The 16,818-nt window shown below is 53.6% G+C and carries 13 protein-coding genes and 1 tRNA gene; 6 read left to right on the forward strand and 8 right to left on the reverse strand.

What is annotated here, in order from left to right; genetic code table 11:
- Positions 1 to 95 precede the first annotated feature (95 nt).
- Both K0H80_RS04940 and K0H80_RS04945 read right to left on the reverse strand, forming a co-directional pair.
- A complete protein-coding gene (locus K0H80_RS04940; protein ID WP_011864783.1) occupies positions 96 to 1,034 on the reverse strand; it encodes an SPFH domain-containing protein in 939 nt (312 codons plus the stop codon).
- A gap of 130 nt (positions 1,035 to 1,164) precedes the next feature.
- On the reverse strand, positions 1,165 to 3,615 hold the full coding sequence (locus K0H80_RS04945) for an EAL domain-containing protein (RefSeq protein WP_220073306.1): 2,451 nt from the start codon (positions 3,613 to 3,615) through the stop codon (positions 1,165 to 1,167).
- A 241-nt stretch (positions 3,616 to 3,856) separates the two neighbouring features.
- On the opposite strand from K0H80_RS04945, the gene K0H80_RS04950 reads away from it, so the two are divergent.
- Both K0H80_RS04950 and K0H80_RS04955 read left to right on the forward strand, forming a co-directional pair.
- Entirely contained in the window at positions 3,857 to 7,372 is a 3,516-nt protein-coding gene (locus K0H80_RS04950) for an ATP-binding protein (protein ID WP_220073307.1), read from the forward strand.
- 33 nt (positions 7,373 to 7,405) lie between these two features.
- Positions 7,406 to 7,873, forward strand: a complete 468-nt coding sequence (locus tag K0H80_RS04955) for a response regulator (protein ID WP_258406180.1) — start codon at positions 7,406 to 7,408, stop codon at positions 7,871 to 7,873.
- An 86-nt stretch (positions 7,874 to 7,959) separates the two neighbouring features.
- Here the strand turns inward: K0H80_RS04955 and K0H80_RS04960 are convergent.
- The 5 genes from K0H80_RS04960 to rpsU all read right to left on the reverse strand — a co-directional run bounded on the left by K0H80_RS04960 (position 7,960) and on the right by rpsU (position 12,697).
- Positions 7,960 to 8,036 (reverse strand) — tRNA-Ile (locus K0H80_RS04960).
- Positions 8,037 to 8,239: 203 nt separating this feature from the next.
- Positions 8,240 to 10,081: an RNA polymerase sigma factor RpoD gene (gene rpoD / locus K0H80_RS04965; protein WP_220044506.1), complete on the reverse strand. Its 1,842-nt coding sequence runs from the start codon at positions 10,079 to 10,081 to the stop codon at positions 8,240 to 8,242.
- Positions 10,082 to 10,206: 125 nt separating this feature from the next.
- Positions 10,207 to 11,934 carry a DNA primase gene (gene dnaG / locus K0H80_RS04970; protein ID WP_220073308.1) on the reverse strand — a complete coding sequence of 576 codons (1,728 nt, stop codon included), beginning with the start codon at positions 11,932 to 11,934 and terminating at the stop codon, positions 10,207 to 10,209.
- A gap of 97 nt (positions 11,935 to 12,031) precedes the next feature.
- A complete protein-coding gene (locus K0H80_RS04975) occupies positions 12,032 to 12,475 on the reverse strand; it encodes a GatB/YqeY domain-containing protein (RefSeq protein ID WP_011864803.1) in 444 nt (147 codons plus the stop codon).
- A 6-nt stretch (positions 12,476 to 12,481) separates the two neighbouring features.
- On the reverse strand, positions 12,482 to 12,697 hold the full coding sequence (gene rpsU, locus K0H80_RS04980) for a 30S ribosomal protein S21 (protein WP_006080725.1): 216 nt from the start codon (positions 12,695 to 12,697) through the stop codon (positions 12,482 to 12,484).
- Positions 12,698 to 13,031: 334 nt separating this feature from the next.
- Here rpsU and tsaD point away from each other — a divergent pair, with 334 nt between their 5' ends.
- On the forward strand, positions 13,032 to 14,045 hold the full coding sequence (tsaD, locus tag K0H80_RS04985; protein ID WP_011864804.1) for a tRNA (adenosine(37)-N6)-threonylcarbamoyltransferase complex transferase subunit TsaD: 1,014 nt from the start codon (positions 13,032 to 13,034) through the stop codon (positions 14,043 to 14,045).
- A gap of 151 nt (positions 14,046 to 14,196) precedes the next feature.
- Here tsaD and plsY read toward each other — a convergent pair whose 3' ends face one another.
- On the reverse strand, positions 14,197 to 14,808 hold the full coding sequence (gene plsY, locus K0H80_RS04990; RefSeq protein ID WP_011864805.1) for a glycerol-3-phosphate 1-O-acyltransferase PlsY: 612 nt from the start codon (positions 14,806 to 14,808) through the stop codon (positions 14,197 to 14,199).
- 296 nt (positions 14,809 to 15,104) lie between these two features.
- Here plsY and folB point away from each other — a divergent pair, with 296 nt between their 5' ends.
- The 3 genes from folB to K0H80_RS05005 are packed head-to-tail and all read left to right on the forward strand — an operon-like array spanning position 15,105 to position 16,789.
- The gene (folB, locus tag K0H80_RS04995) at positions 15,105 to 15,458 is read left to right on the forward strand and encodes a dihydroneopterin aldolase (protein ID WP_011864806.1); all 354 of its coding nucleotides are present in this window, start codon (positions 15,105 to 15,107) and stop codon (positions 15,456 to 15,458) included.
- A gap of 4 nt (positions 15,459 to 15,462) precedes the next feature.
- The gene (gene folK / locus K0H80_RS05000; protein WP_220073309.1) at positions 15,463 to 15,954 is read left to right on the forward strand and encodes a 2-amino-4-hydroxy-6-hydroxymethyldihydropteridine diphosphokinase; all 492 of its coding nucleotides are present in this window, start codon (positions 15,463 to 15,465) and stop codon (positions 15,952 to 15,954) included.
- A gap of 34 nt (positions 15,955 to 15,988) precedes the next feature.
- On the forward strand, positions 15,989 to 16,789 hold the full coding sequence (locus K0H80_RS05005; protein ID WP_220044510.1) for an undecaprenyl-diphosphate phosphatase: 801 nt from the start codon (positions 15,989 to 15,991) through the stop codon (positions 16,787 to 16,789).
- Positions 16,790 to 16,818: the final 29 nt, after the last annotated feature.

The following is a 16,818-nucleotide window of genomic DNA, read 5'->3' on the forward strand; positions in this document are numbered from 1 at the left end:
CCAAGTTATTGCCATTAAAAAAGCCCGCTCGATGCGGGCTTTTTTGTGTTGGTTCATGCTTGCAAGCGCAATCAGAGGCTGCGTGTTTCCTCTTGTTACTGCTTCTTGCTGCTCATGTTCCACAGCACGCTCTGGTCGCTGCCCATTATGGTGGTGGGCATCTGACCGTTCCACTGCTGGGCGCGCACATAATCCACCAGAGTCTGAGACTCTCTCAGCGCCTCGGCCTTCTTCTTGATCGCCTCTGCTTCTGCGATACCCTTGAGGCGAATCGCTTCCGCCTCGGCAATCGCTTCTGTCTGAATGGCATAGGCTTTACCGTCGGCGGTGGCCTTGGCGGCATCACGCTTGGCGTTCGCCGTGTTCACCTCGCGCTGGGCCTCCAGGTTCTGTCTTTCCAGACGGTGTTTCTCGGCGGCGGCGAGGTTTTTCTCTGTCTGTTTGGTCTCGATCGACTGGATATACTTCTGCGGCAGACCGAGGTTTTCCAGCTGCGCCGAGTCGAGCTTGACCGGATATTCTTTCATCTCTTCGACAAGAAAATCTTCTATCTGGGCGATCACTCGGCTGCGGTTTTGGATAATCTCCTCGGCCTTGTAACGCGCCAGGGCATCCTTGGCGGCGGATCTCAGCTTAGGGTCCAGGATGCGCGATTCGAACTGGCTCAGGCCACCATAGCTCTTAAACAGGTCGAAGGCCTGATCGCGATTGACCGTCCAGTTGATGGACACCTCGGCGGTGACTGGCATCTGTTCGTGGGTCGAGGCGTTGAGCTTCTCGACGTTCTTGCGGGTACGTATCTCTAAGACCTCGACCTTGTCGACAAAGGGGATCTTAACGTGCAGGCCGGGATTAACCTGTTCTGTAGCCTGGCCGAAACGCTTGATGATGCCCACATGGCCCTCATCGACCGTGTACATGGTCTGGCTGAACAGGACGAGGGCGAAAAGCAGGCCGGCGATTAACACCAGGGCACCTTTGCCTTTGGTCTTTATCGTCGATAGGTTGGCGATATCCTTAGGTAGTGTGGTCATTCTCTCTCCTTGTGACTCTGTCTCTTGGCGGCAACCTTGAGTTGGCGATAGGTGTTACGCCAAGGTTGTGCCTGGGTTAAGGCGCTGAGGATATTACGTTATTTACCCTTTGAGTCAAGGGAGAGGAGCGTTAGTGGCTGAGGAGTTGGTCGAACTCTTTGAGGGGGAGCGGCTTGCTGAACATATAGCCCTGGCCCTGCTCGCATTCCAGCGCCACCAGTTTTTGCAGCTGCTCGGCATCTTCTATGCCTTCGGCGATAAGCTTGAGCTTGAGGGACTTGGCCAAATGGATAACCGCCTTGACGATATCCAGGCTCTGCTCATCCCCCAGCATATCCTTGACGAAGGATTGATCTATCTTCAGGGTATTGACCGGGAAGAACTTAAGGTAGCTGAGGCTGGAGTAGCCGGTGCCAAAATCGTCGATGGCGATGCTCAGTCCCAGAGAGGAGAGGGTATTGAGCACATTTAACGCCTCGTCGAAATCATACATGAGAGAACTCTCTGTCACCTCGAGTTCCAGGAAGCTGCTGTCGAGCCCGGTGAGCTCCAGTACCTTGGCCACCGAGTCGCAAAACTCGGGATTGGTGAACTGTTTGGCGGCGATGTTGACGGCGATCTGCAGCGGCCGACCTCTTTTCTGCCAGGCTTTAGCCGCCATGCAGCTCTGTTTGAGGATGATCTCACCCAGCTGGTGGATGAGGCCTGTTTCCTCGGCAAGGGGAATAAAGTCCAGCGGTGAGATCAGCTTGCCGCTGGGGTCGTGTAATCGGGCCAGTGCCTCCGCGCCGATGATCTCCTTGGTCTTGAGATCGACCTTAGGTTGGTAATAGACCTCTATCGCTTCCGTGTCGATGGCGGTGCGCAGCAGGGTGACCAACTCGTGGCGTTTCGTCAGTTCCTGCTCCAGATCCTCGGAGAAGTAACAGAAGCGGTTGCGCCCCAGATCTTTGGCGCGGTACATGGCTGCATCCACATGGGTCATCAGCTCCTCGGCCCTGAGGGCGTCCGAAGGGTAGATGCTGATCCCGACGCTGACCGACAGAGTATATTCCTGGCCGTCGATACGAAACGGCGTGTTGAGGCTGCGGACGATATCCGTGGCGATAGAGTCTACCTGGCTGGTTGCGGTGAGCGAAGGCAGTAGCAGGACAAACTCGTCGCCGCCTATGCGCCCCAGGGTGGCATTAGGGTCGATGAGGGACTGCAGGCGTTTCGCCACCTGCTTGATCACCTGATCCCCATAGCTGTGGCCCAGGGAGTCGTTGAGGTATTTGAAGTGGTCTATGTCTATTAGCATCAGGGCGACGCTCTTGTCATAGGAGTCGGCCACGGCGCAGGCGTGGTTGATTCTGTCATGCAGCAAGATGCGATTAGGCAGGTCGGTCAGCTGATCATGGTTGGCCAGGTGGCTCATCTTCAGCGACATGGCCACAGACTCACTGCAGTCGTGAAAGACTATTATGCCGCCGTTGACCTTGCCTTCACTGTCTGTGATGGGGGCGGCGGAGTCTTCAATCTGGAAGATGGTGCCATCCAAGCTGTTGAGCTGGCAGTTGAGGGCCATGGCGACGTTGCGTTTCTCCTTGATGGCGATGGTGACCGGATTGGGGCTGCGGTACTTGGTTTTGGCATCGCACAGATCCATCACCTGCTCGATATGCAGGCCGATGGCGTCGCGACACACCCAGCCGGTGAGGCGTTCTGCGATGGGGTTCATGAAGGTGATCATCGCCTCGCTATCGGTGGCGATGACGGCGTCGCCGATGGCGTTGAGCATGATCTTCAGGCGCCGATTCTCGGTATCCAGTTGGCTCTTGGCGCGCTTGATGGAGGTGATATCCGTTAGGGTCAGCAGCATGCCCGCCACGTGTCCATCTTGTTTCCTGACGGTGAGATGGGCCTGGGCATAATCTATCTTGCCCGGGGTATCTTCCAGGGCAACCTCGAACTGATGCTTAGGTTTATTGCTGGCGATACGGGCCAGTATCTCCTCATACAGGGCCTTAGGGAGCAGGCTAGAGGCGGGCTTACCCAGTGCATCTTGGGGGATAGTGCCGAACCACCTGCCGTTGTAGTCGTTATGAAAACGGTTGAGCAGATCCTTAGACCAATAGGAGATGTAAGAGGGGATCTGATTGACCAGGGCCTGCATATCCTGGCGCGCCTCTATGATGGTCTGTTCCTGACGTTTGAGCAGCAGATGATTCTTGACCCGCAGTCGACAGGTGGCGAGATCGATAGGCTTGTGGATGAAGTCTATGCCGCCCGAACTGAGGGATTTATATTCGAAGCTGCTCTCGCTGTGGGCGGTCACGAAGATCACCGCGCTGTTGCAGGTCTTGGGGTTATTCTTCAGGCGCTTACACATCTCGAAGCCATTCATCTGTGGCATCTCGATATCCAGCAATATGATGGCGGGTTGATGTTGCTCGGCCTTATCCAGCGCGTCCTGACCACCCGTACTACAGATGATCTCGGCCAGATCTGTGAGGGATTGCTCCAGCAGATGTAGGTTGGCGCTCTCATCGTCGACAACTAATATTTTTTGTCGAGTCTCTACATCGTTGCCGAAAAGCATAGAAGAATTCCTTTTCAAATCTGCCGCCTATATTCATCTTAGCCGACTATAATCAGTTTGCTTAAGGTTTTTGACGCTTAATAAAGAAAACCAGATTAAATACTACTTTTTAGCTAGTTAACTGCGAGTAAATGACCATAGTCTCCGATAGAGCGCCGCGCAGTTTATCGCTTATGCTGAAAGCGTATTGGCTGATTAACAGTGTGTTACTGAGGCTGGATAGTAAAAGGAGTTATAGTCCATGGTGCGACAGATTTCACGCTTATCTTCTCTCTTTGGCGGACGCTCACTGCTGCTGGCCGCCTCCATGCTGGTGCTTGTGGTGGCGCTTGTCATCATCGCCAGCTTCGAATCTCAATTAAATCAGAATATTGTTGGTAATCTGCATTCGGATCTCGAGGCCCAGAGCGAGCAGGTCAACAACCAGGCCCAGGACAGGCTTAATCGTTACTTCAACAACCTACGTTTTCTGTTTGAGACCCCGCCTATCTCCGGCCTCTCCCGGGCCAGAAATAATCAGGGGATCGATCCTGTGGACGAGACCCGCTACGACCAGTGGCGTCACCGACTGGAAACCATCTTCGTTGCCTTCTTACAGAACAATCGCGAGTATGAACAGCTGCGCATATTGAGCAGTGATGGCATGGAGCTTATCCGGGTAGACCGGCGCGGCGGCGCCGTGCAGGTGATAGATGATACGAATCTACAAAATAAGCAGGGGCGGGATTATTTTCAGGCCAGTAAAGATCTGCAGCAGGGGGAGATCTATACCTCGCCCATCAACTTAAACCGTGAGTTTGGCAAGATAGATTATCCCTACCGCCCCATGTTGCGTCTGGCAACCCCGATCTTCGATGATAATGGCGGTCGCTTCGGCCTGCTTATCGTCAACATCAATGCCAACGATCTACTCTCCTCTTTCAAGCGCCTGGTGCCTGCGCCCATAGAGCTTGTGCTGACCGACAGCGATGGCTATTTCTTGGTGCATCCTGATGAGGAGATGCGTTTTAGCCGCGACCTGCATCCAGACCTGGTGTGGGATAAACATTATCAGCAGAGCAAGACACTTAAGCGTAACTTCGAGTTGGTGCTCGACAGCTATCACGATAATAAGCCCTATTATGCCTATCGGCGCGCCATTACGCTCTCTAACGATGCCCAGAGCGGTAGGCTTACCGCGACCCTAATGGCGCCCAAGCAATATGTGCAGGAACTCGCGGTATCCCGGCGCATCAGTGTCTACAGCTTCATGTTGGCTGTGGGAGTCTTGTTTCTGTTTGTGGTCATCATACTGGGGCGCAGTGCTCGCAGCAGTCAGGCGCTGGCCAAGGAGAAGGCGCAGTCGGCGGCGATCATCGATGGCTCCAAGGATGCCATCATAGGCGTGGGTACCAGCGGCGTGGTCAACAACTGGAACCGCGCCGCCGAGTTACTGTTTGGCTATGACGCCGACTATGCCAAGGGCCACTTTATCAATCAGCTGGCGCTTTTGCCCGAGGTCGACCTGGCGGCCTTGGTCTCAAAGGCCAATCAGGGTAACAAGACGCTTAATCTGGACGCCGAGCTGCCGCTGAACGAGGGGCGCATCGTCGATCTCTATGTGTCGGTTTCGCCCATCTTAGGGGAGAACAAGCATGGCCTGGGCGTGGCCATCATCATACGCGATGTCTCCATCGAGAAGCAGGCCGCCAAGAAGATCCAGCTGGTGAACGCCGAGCTCGAGAAGAAGGTGGCGATAAGAACCCAGGAGCTGCAGAAAGCCAGCCTAGTCAAGAGCAGCTTCATCTCTAACATCAGCCATGAGATGCGCACACCGCTAAATGGCATAGTAGGTACCCTGAATCTGGTGCGTAAAGACTCGCTTACCGAGCGCCAGGCGAGGTACCTGGAGATGGCCGAGGTGAGCGTTAATACCCTTTCTGCGCTGATTAACGATGTGCTGGATCTCTCTAAGATAGAGGCGGGCAAGCTGGATTTAGACATGAGCAGCTTTAATCCCCTCAACCTGATCGAGAGTGTCTGCAGCAGCATGGCGGTGAAGGCCCAGGAGAAGGGAATAGAGTTTGTCATCGATGTGGTCGACCTTCGCTGCCAGAGCATAGACAGCGACCCCCACAGGATCACCCAGATCCTCACCAATCTGATAAACAACGCCATCAAGTTTACCGACCATGGCTATATCAAGGTCAGGGCCCACAGCCGCCTGCGAGAGACGGGGGAGCTAGAGTTTATCTGTGAGGTGTCTGACACAGGGATAGGGATCGCCGAGGAGAATCAGGCCAAGCTGTTTACCGCTTTCTCTCAAGCCACCTCGAGTATTGCGGCCCAGTATGGTGGCACAGGGCTGGGACTCTCTATCTGTAAGGAACTCAGCGAATTACTCAACGGCAAGATGAGTTTCGAGTCCCACAAAGGGCAGGGGAGCTGCTTCATCTTCACCATGGTGTTGCATCAGGGCGAGTTTAAGCTGATGGCGCCCGAGGCGCTGCTGCACGAGATGACCTGTAGCGTCTTGCTGGTGAATGAGGCGCAGCAGGCCTGCGTCGAGGCGGCAATTGCCCGGCTCGGTGGTAAGCTGCTACCGGGCTCGCCCATACGCGACTGGCTCAATCAGGATGCTCCTGTGCCCGATATTCTGCCCCATGTGTTAATCGTCGAGCAGCGTCACTCCCTGCTTACCGATCTCGACAGCCTCTGGCCGACACTGACGGCGACTCATAAGCGACTGCCGAGAGTGTTGGCGTTTCAAAAGAGCGCCGATGGCAATAAGGCGCTGAGAAATATTGAGCTTGAGTATCTCAATAATCCGCTACTCTTCTCCGAATTTATGCAGAAGTTTGGCGCGCCCAAAGTGAGTTCTGGCGTCGAACAAGTTCATCCCCAAGTGACTCAGATAATCTCTGAGGAGGAGGCCCATCGCATCAAAGGTGCTCGGGTGCTGGTAGTCGATGATAATGAGATCAACATAGAGGTTGCCCTGGGGATCTTGTCCGAGCTGCCACTGGAATTTGTCAGGGCCATCAATGGTCAGGAGGCGTTGACCAGGCTGAGGGAGTGCGAGCAAGAGGGGCTGGGCGTGCATTGCATCTTGATGGACTGTCAGATGCCGATCCTCAATGGCTATGACTGCACCCGGGCGATCCGTGCCGGAGAGGCGGGCGAGGCGTTTGTCGATACGCCCATTATTGCCATGACAGCCAGTGCCATGATGGGCGAGCGTGACAAGTGCATCGAGGCGGGCATGAATGACTACATCACCAAGCCTATCGTGGCCGAGCGCCTGCAGGAGAAGGTGATCGATTGGCTGATCTCTGTCTGTGAGTTTGGTGACTTGCCCACCTTAGTTGAGGCCGCGCCCCATGAGGAGATCCAGGTGAAGGATGAGGACTATGTCTGGAACCGTCAACTGGCCCTTAGCCGGTTGATGAACAATGAGGTGCTGTTTGCCGAGATCTGCCAGATGTATCACGACACGTCGCCGGCACAAGTTGGCGAGCTGGAGGAGGCGATCGCCGCTAAGGATTATGAGAAGGTGCGTCAGCTCAGCCATGGTCTCAAGGGACTCTCCAGCAGCATAGGTGCCATCCAGCTACAGGAGCAGTTTTTAAGCCTGGAGATGGAGGCCAAGATGAAGAACTGTGATAAGTTGAATCTACTCTTCGGGGTAATAAAACCTTGCTATGCCAAGCTGATGGAGCGGCTGCAGGAGACGCTCGAGCCCAAGGATGAGGTACAAAACGCGTCCGCTCAGACTTAGGGAGTTTCAATAAAAAATGCCGATAGGTAGATAATGGAACTGAATAACGATATGTCTCCATTAGTGTTTTCTCGTAAGGGGAGAATACTGATCGTCGATGATATGCAGGTCAATATCATCATACTCAGGCAGCTCTTGAGCCAGGAATATGAGATAGCCACGGCCCTGAGTGGTCAGGAGGCGCTGGCCTTGTGTCATAGTTTCAAGCCGGATCTCTTGCTCCTGGATATCGAGATGCCGGGCATGTCCGGCTTCGAGGTCTGTCGCCGTTTGAAATCTGAACCTGGCACCCAGGAGATTGCAGTGATCTTTGTCTCGGCTCATCATGACGAGGAGCAGGAGGTGAGCGGATTTGTGCTGGGCGCGGTGGACTTTATCCATAAGCCGCTCAATGCCGTGGTCACCCAGGCAAGGGTTAAGAATCAGATGCTGTTGAAACGCCAATCGGATCTCTTGCGCTTCATGCTCGAACAGGAGGCGACTCGCGATGTTTCAAGCTAGGCGCGTCGAGCTAGTTTTAGTGAGAATAAGCTGAGAGAGCCCGAATAACAAAAAAGCCTGCAAGATGCAGGCTTTTTTGTTTGAATTGGTGGCCCCTCACAGACTTGAACTGTGGACCTAACGATTATGAGTCGTGTGCTCTAACCAACTGAGCTAAGGGGCCGACTTAAGATAGTCGTCACTATCGAAAGCGCAAAGAAGTATACGAGGTTTAAAAGCGCTTGTCACCACCGATCTGGCAAGAATTCTGAACTTTGAATTCAACTGCTTATCTGTTGTTCAATCGGCTTATAAGCAGGGGCATAAAATAGAAAAGCCAGCACTGTGGCTGGCTTTTCTGCTCTGTTTTAGACGCTGCTAGCGAGTCTATTCATCCAGGAAGGATTTCAAGATCTCTGAGCGAGACGGGTGACGCAGCTTACGCAGTGCCTTAGCCTCGATCTGACGAATACGCTCACGGGTCACGTCAAACTGCTTGCCCACTTCCTCTAGGGTGTGGTCGGTGTTCATATCGATACCGAAACGCATACGCAGTACCTTGGCTTCACGGGCGGTCAGGCCGGCGAGCACTTCGTGGGTAGCGTTCTTCAGGCTCTCACCTGTGGCGCTGTCCAATGGCAACTCGAGGGTAGTATCCTCGATGAAATCACCTAAATGCGAATCTTCATCATCACCGATAGGGGTTTCCATTGAGATAGGCTCTTTGGCAATCTTGAGTACCTTGCGGATCTTATCTTCCGGCATCAACATGCGCTCGGCCAGCTCTTCCGGTGACGGCTCGCGTCCCATCTCTTGTAGCATCTGACGGCTGATACGGTTGAGCTTGTTGATGGTCTCAATCATATGCACCGGGATACGAATGGTACGTGCCTGGTCGGCAATCGAACGCGTGATCGCCTGACGGATCCACCAGGTTGCATAGGTCGAGAACTTGTAACCACGACGGTATTCAAACTTGTCTACCGCCTTCATCAGGCCGATGTTACCTTCCTGGATCAGATCCAGGAACTGTAGGCCACGGTTGGTGTATTTCTTCGCGATAGAAATTACCAGACGCAGGTTAGCTTCAACCATCTCTTTCTTAGCGCGGCGAGCCTTGGCTTCACCGATAGACATGCGACGGTTGATATCCTTGATGGCGGCAATAGCCAGACCGGTTTCATTCTCGATGGCGTCGAGCTTGGCGCGGCAACGTTGAACGTCTTCGGCAACCATCTCTAGCCCTTCGGCATAAGGCTTCTTGGCGGCAATCTCTTCGTTGAACCATTCGATGCTGCTCTCGTTAGAGGTGTAGACCTTAACGAAGTTCTTCTTCGGCATCTTGGCCTGCTCGACACACAGCTTCATGATGAGGCGCTCTTGAATACGCACCTTGTCCATCATTTCACGCATGTTCTTCACCAGGCGGTCGAACTGCTTAGGTACCAGACGGAACTCTTTGAAGATCTCGCCAATGTCGAACAGGGCGGCAGTCGCTTCTGGGTGTTCACGACCTTTAAGTTCAATCACTTTTAAGGCTTTTTCGTGTGCTTCACGCAGCTGGGTGAAACGCTCGCGCGCTTCTTCCGGATCCGGGCCTTTTGGCGAATCTTCTTCATCGCCGTCTTCGTCCTCGTCATCGCCCTCGTCATCTTCGTCGTCGAGATCGTCGTCCGACAATTCCGAGCCGATATGGGTCGCCGTCGGCGCCATGTCTTCGGCATTAGGGTCAACAAATCCAGAGATAATGTCTGATAGTCTGACTTCTTCAGCTTCGTAGCGATCGTACTGCTCAAGGATCATGGCGATCGCTTGAGGATATTCGGCTACAGACGCCTGAACCGTGTTGATACCTTCTTCGATACGCTTGGCGATTACGATTTCGCCTTCGCGGGTCAGAAGTTCTACCGTACCCATCTCGCGCATGTACATACGCACGGGATCTGTGGTACGACCCAGTTCAGCTTCAACCGTAGCCAGAGCCGCGGCAGCTTCTTCGGCAGCATCTTCATCGGTGCTGTCTTCAGACATCATGATCTCATCGGCATCCGGCGCCTGCTCATAGACGCGAATACCCATGTCATTAATCATCTGGATAATATCTTCGATCTGGTCAGAATCGACCATATCTGCAGGCAAGTGATCGTTCACTTCTGCATAGGTTAAATAACCTTGCTCTTTACCTTTGGCAAGCAACAATTTAAGTTGCGACTGCGGAGTTTGCTCCATAGATATCATCCAAGTTGGGTAACTGTTACAACGACGGGCATTGTGTGCCGCGCAAATCGTCAATTATAGCCGTGTGCACTGTGCTGTGCTAGTCCAAGTGTTTACTTTGTGAGACAAATTTTGCTCTAAGCTTGCCCTTGGATTACTGCGATGAGCTTTTTAAGTTGCATCCGCTCTTCTTTAGTATGGTGCTGTTTTAAGCTCAATTCCTGATAACGTTGCTCAATATATTGATTATTCAACCAAATCAGGGCTTTTTTGAACTCTTGCTGAAGGTTTTCATCCGCCACTTGATGCTCCCATTGGGCTAATTTCTTCAGGGTGTCTAGCTGTTCGTCACCTCTGAACTGTTCAAGTAGTTGTGCGCTGTTGACCTTCTCGGCGCGAGTTCTGTCGAGTAAGAGGCTGAGCAAATCTATGCCAGCCATCTTGATATGTTTTAGCGCAGGCTGCACCGGCAGGTTATTGCCTAGGTGCGGGTGCTGTACCAACAGGGCGATGGCTAGTCGCAGTGGGGTACCGCGTCCCTTAAGCGCTTTGTTTTGCAGGGGCTTATGTGCGTCAATGCGTTTAAAGCCAAGCTTACGCTGCAATTCTTCTGCACTGTTCATGCCGAGCTTATAGGCGAGATTCTCAAGCAAAAGGCTCTGCAGAACTGTGTCTTGTACTTTCTCTATCAGGCTCATGGCTTGTTTGGCCAGGGTGCCCTTGTCCGTGCCATAGCGGCTGGCTAAGGTATCGAACAGAAATTCCGGTAGTAACTTGGCCTCGGCGATTAGCTGCTCGAAGGCCGGTTTGCCTATCTGACGCACCAGCGAGTCGGGATCTTCCCCCTGAGGCAAGAACATAAATTTTACCTGGTCGCCGGGCTTGAGCAGCGGCAGGGCGGTTTCAAGTGCCCGCCAGGCCGCCTCGGTACCTGCCTTGTCGCCGTCGTAACAACAGATCACCTCTTTGGCGCTGCGCAGCAACAACTGAAATTGATCCGCCGTGGTCGAGGTGCCCAGAGAGGCAACCGCATAGTCGACGCCAAATTGTGCCAGGGCCACCACGTCCATATAGCCTTCGACAATCAGGATCTGACTGGGATCCCTGTGTCTCTGTTTGAGTTCATACAGGCCATAGAGTTCATAGCCCTTATGAAATATGGGCGTTTCTGGCGAATTCAAGTATTTCGGCGTGCCGTCACCTAAGACTCGGCCGCCAAAGCCAATTACTCGGCCGCGGCGATCGCGAATGGGGAACATGAGGCGGTCACGGAACCTGTCGTAACGCTTGCCGCTGTCGTTCTCAATCACCATACCGGCGGTGAGCAGCTTGTCCTGGGCATCCTGGTTTTGTCGGTAACGTCCTAAAAGGCCATCCCAACCATCGGGGGCGAAGCCGATGTTGAAGTGCTCGATCACCTCATCGGAGAGACCACGGTGGGCGAGGTAGTCGATCACCTTCTGCTTGTCTGTGTGCTGTTTCAGCTGGCTTTGAAAGTAGCGGCTGGCCTCTTCCATCAGCTGGTAGAGGTCACGGCTTAAGCCTTCGTCGCGTCGTTTGCCTGTGCCTTGCTCTCTGGGGACTTCAAGGCCTAAACGGCCGGCGAGTTCCTCGATGGCATCGACAAAGTCGAGCCTGTCATATTCCATGACGAAATCGATGGCATTTCCATGGGCGCCACAGCCGAAGCAGTGATAAAACTGTTTGTCTCTGCTGACGGTAAAAGAGGGTGACTTTTCGCTATGGAAGGGGCAACAGGCAGAATGATTTTTGCCCGCCTTTTTTAGGGGGACCTTGGCGTCGATGAGATCGACTATATCGGTGCGAGCTACAAGCTCATTGATAAACTCACGAGGTATCGCCATTGCTGTATAAATGCCGCCTTTTCGCGAAATTAAACCGAAAGAGTAGAAACAAACAAGCCGTGCGTAGGCACGGCTCATTCATACATTGAACTTAAGATTACTTGAGTTTTGCCTTGATCAGAGCGCCAATTGACGCCATGTCGGCTCGCCCTTGTACCTTAGGTTTCAATGCTCCCATTACTTTGCCCATATCCGCCATGGATGATGCGCCTACCTCTTGGATAGTGGCATCGACTAGCTCGGCAACCTCTTCTTCAGAAAGAGGCTTAGGCAGGAAAGTCTCGAGGACTCGAATCTCTCCGGCTTCTGCTTGGGCTAGTTCGTCACGACCTGCCGCTTCATATTGAGCGATAGAGTCGCGACGTTGTTTAACCATTTTGGTTAAGACAGCTATGGCTTGATCATCATTCAGCGTCTCGCGGTTATCCACTTCGATCTGTTTGATGGCAGCCAGCGCCATACGAATCGTACCCAGACGCACCTTATCTTTGGCGCGCATGGCTTCTTTCATCTGGTCTTTTAGCTGATCAACTAGGCTCATAAGAGATTAGTATAAACGTACGCGACGCGCGTTTTCGCGAGAAAGCTTCTTAGCAAGACGCTTAACTGCAGCAGCTTTAGCGCGCTTACGTGCAGTAGTTGGCTTCTCGTAGAATTCACGAGCACGAACGTCGGCTAGGATACCAGCTTTTTCACAAGAGCGCTTGAAACGACGTAGAGCTACGTCAAATGGTTCATTCTCACGTACTTTAATAATTGGCATACGCCATCACCCCTTAGGTGTAGTTTGTATTGAGTTAATTTCTTAACCCAAGTTAATTTAAAAATGGTGCGGAATTCTATACCGACTGTCGACCTTTTGTAAACCCCCTTGTAGCGATCCTTTCGGGATCCTTTTTCGGGGCAACGTCCTTAAGTTTAGCATTTCCTTGTGTCTATATCGTGACCGACCAGTTGAGGGCGCCTGGTGCATGCCCCATCAAGTCTGGGCTCGGCCGGGATCGTCGGGCGATACTAGGTGAGTGTGCAATCCATTGGTATTTCCGCGGGCAAGCAGGTAAAATTGGCCGCCACTTTATTTAGCGTGATGAGGAAAAATGCGAGTTTTAGGTATAGAGACATCTTGTGATGAGACAGGTATCGCCGTCTATGATGACGAAAAAGGCCTGTTATCTCATGCACTTTACAGTCAAGTGAAACTACACGCCGATTACGGCGGAGTAGTGCCTGAGCTCGCATCGCGCGACCATGTACGCAAGATCATCCCGCTGATAAGGCAAGCCCTGAAAGAGGCTAACTGCACTCAAGATGATATCGATGCCATCGCCTATACCAAGGGCCCTGGCCTGGTGGGCGCCCTGTTAGTGGGGGCCTGCGTCGGCCGCTCGCTGGCCTTTGCCTGGGGCAAACCCGCGGTGGGCGTGCATCATATGGAAGGCCACTTGCTGGCGCCTATGCTGGAAGAGGATGTGCCGGAATTTCCATTCCTGGCGCTGCTGGTCTCAGGCGGTCACTCTATGATGGTGGCGGTCGAGGGGATAGGTCGCTATCAGGTGCTGGGCGAATCTGTGGATGACGCCGCCGGTGAAGCCTTCGATAAGACGGCTAAGCTGATGGGGCTGGATTATCCTGGTGGACCAAGACTCGCCAAGCTGGCGGCTCAGGGCGAGCCTAACTGCTACCGTTTCCCGCGCCCGATGACAGACCGTCCAGGGCTGGACTTTAGCTTCTCAGGCCTGAAGACCTTTGCCGCCAATACCATCGCCGATGAGCCGGACGATGAGCAGACCCGTGCCAACATCGCCCGCGCCTTCGAAGAAGCCGTGGTCGACACCTTGGCCATCAAGTGTAAACGCGCCCTGAAACAGACCGGCTATAACCGTCTGGTGATCGCCGGTGGCGTGAGTGCCAACAGTCGTCTGCGCGAGAGCCTGGCGGAGATGATGCAGGGGCTCGGTGGTAGGGTCTACTACCCGAGGGGCGAGTTTTGTACCGATAATGGCGCCATGATCGCCTATGCCGGCATGCAGCGACTCAAGGCCGACCAGCTAGAACCGCTAGCGGTGAAGGGAATGCCCCGCTGGCCGCTGGACTCGCTACCGCCGGTCTAATCAACTCGCTCCTTATCGTTGCGCCAAAAGCCCTTCCTACGAAGGGCTTTTTTGTATTCGTTGAACGTATGATTTTGCTTAAGCGAAAGGCTGAGATAACTGCTGAGCTATTGTATGGGTTAGCTATTGTGCGGGTTAATTGGGATAAGACTTAGTTGCCGTCGGTGCGCTTTTTGCGCGATACCTTAGACTCTTCGCCCTTGAGCAGGCGATGAATGTTTTCCTTGTGGCGTATGATGATCAGCAAGGAGAGCATGGCCACGGGCACGGTAAAGCGCTCGTCGAAATACCAGGTGTAGGCGGGGGCCAGCAGGGCGGTGACTATGGCGGCCAGTGATGAGTAGCGGCAGATCAGTACCACTATGACCCAGGTGGCGATCAGTGCCAGAGACAGATCGGCACCTATGGGCGCCATGGCGCCGAAGGCGGTCGCGACGCCCTTGCCGCCCTTAAACTTAAAGAAGATGGGGAAGATATGGCCCAGACAGGCGGCGATGGCGATCACCCCGAGGGATACTGCATCGACGCCGAGACGGAAGGCGACATAGGCGGGCACCGCGCCCTTGAGCATATCGAACAGTAACACCATGGCGGCGGCGCTGGCGCCACCGATACGCAGCACATTGGTTGCGCCTGGATTGCCTGAGCCTTGGCTACGAGGATCGGGTAACCCTCTGAGTCGACAAACTAGCACGGCACTGGATATCGAGCCTGCCAGGTAGGCGGTCAATATCATCGCTAGAGTCAGCAGCGTTAAGCTCAAATTGGTTTCCTTATCCTTCTTAAGGTATTATCCCGCCCTAGTTATTGAGGCGGCTGACTAAACCTTGTATTTTACGCACTGGTTGATTGGCCATGTAATGATAACGGGCGATTTTGGCATCCGTATTCCTATCCCTGATTCGTTGTCATTACAGTCGCTTATCCTACTTGGGTTTTCGGCTGCACGAAAGGGGAAATCACAGATATCTGTGTGATCCGGGGCATTATAACCATATTGGTCCTTGTAGCTTATTAGACCTCTTCTATTACCTAATTTTTTGCCTATCGGGAGGCATCATGGACAAGGTACTTATATCACAGCTGAAAGTCGAAACCGTGATCGGTATTTACGAGTGGGAAAAGCAGATCCATCAAAACCTGCTGATCGACCTCGAGATGGCCTGGGACAACAGCCTGGCGGCTGCCAACGACGACTATCAACATGCCCTGTGTTACGAGACCGTCTCTAATCGGCTCACGGCCCTGATCACCGAGAAGCCGATAGAACTCATCGAGACGGTGGCGCAGATCTGCGCCGACTGTGTGATGGATGAGTTTGACGTGCCTTGGGTGAAGGTGAGGGTGATGAAGCCCGGCGCCGTGCCCAGCGCGCAGGCCGTGGGTGTCGAAATAGAGCGAGGTCATCTGTAACCTTATGGCACGCATCTTCATCAGCATTGGCAGTAATATTCACCCTGAGGGCTATTTTAACGCCGCCCTCAAGGCCTTAAGCAGCCATTTCGATAACCTGTGCCTCTCCAGCGTATTTGAGAGCGAGGCGGTCGGTTTCGATGGCAGCAATTTTCTTAACATGGTGGTCGCCGCCGATACCCTGCTTGGTATCACCGAGGTTGTGGCGCTGTTTAAGCAGATAGAGTCGGATAATGGCCGGCTGCCGGGGGCAAAGAAGTTTAGCCCTCGCACCCTAGATCTCGACCTGCTGCTTTATGACGACTTGGTGACCGAGACGCCAATAGTACTGCCGCGCGCCGAGATCACCACCAACGCCTTCGTGCTCTGGCCGCTGGCGGAGATCGCCCCCGAGCGGGTCCATCCCGTGGCGCAGCTTTCTTATCAGACCCTATGGGATAATTATGATAAGTCGCAGCAGAAGCTGTGGCCTGTCGAATTTCAATGGTCTTATTAATTTCATTAGCCGACCCAAATCGTAAAGGATAATCATGGATATTTTTCAGGTAATAGTCTTGGCCCTTATCCAAGGCCTGACTGAGTTTTTACCTATCTCTAGCTCTGCCCACCTCATCTTACCCGCCCAGCTGCTTGGCTGGCAGGACCAGGGGCTGACCTTCGACGTAGCGGTGAATACCGGCTCTCTGCTCGCCGTGGTGATCTATTTTCGCCGTGAGCTCTTCTCCATGTTTACCGCCTGGACCGGCAGCCTGGTGACGCGTCAGCAGACCCAGGAGAGCAAGCTGGCCTGGTGGATCATTCTGGCAACCATTCCCGCGGTGATCTTTGGCTTTACCGCCAAAGACTTCATCTCGACTCACCTGAGAAATATCGAGGTGATCGCGACAACGACTATAGTCTTCGGTCTGCTGCTGTGGTGGGCGGATAAGTTAAACCGTGAAGGCTTTAGCGAGTTTCAGGTGGGCTGGAAGAAGGCGCTACTGATCGGCTTCGCCCAGGCGATGGCGCTTATCCCAGGCACCTCACGCTCAGGTGCGACCATTACCGCGGCCTTGGCGCTGGGCCTAAGCCGTGAGGCGGCGGCGCGCTTCTCGTTTCTCATGTCTGTGCCCGTCAGTCTGGGCGCGGCCATATTAGTGGTGAAAGATCTGCTCTCCAGTCAGGAGGCGATCGATTATCAGGCGCTGATCCTGGGTACGGCGCTGTCGTTTGTGGCCGCCTATCTCTGTATCCATTACTTCCTGAAGATCATCAGCCGCATGGGGATGACGCCTTTCGTTATCTATCGTCTCGCCTTAGGGGCTATCCTGTGTGTAGTGATTTTTGCCTGATAGCCGCTAAGTTAAGTTATTAAGAGAGC

It is taken from the genome of Shewanella aegiceratis (assembly GCF_019457495.1).
Taxonomy (GTDB): Bacteria; Pseudomonadota; Gammaproteobacteria; order Enterobacterales; family Shewanellaceae; genus Shewanella; species Shewanella loihica.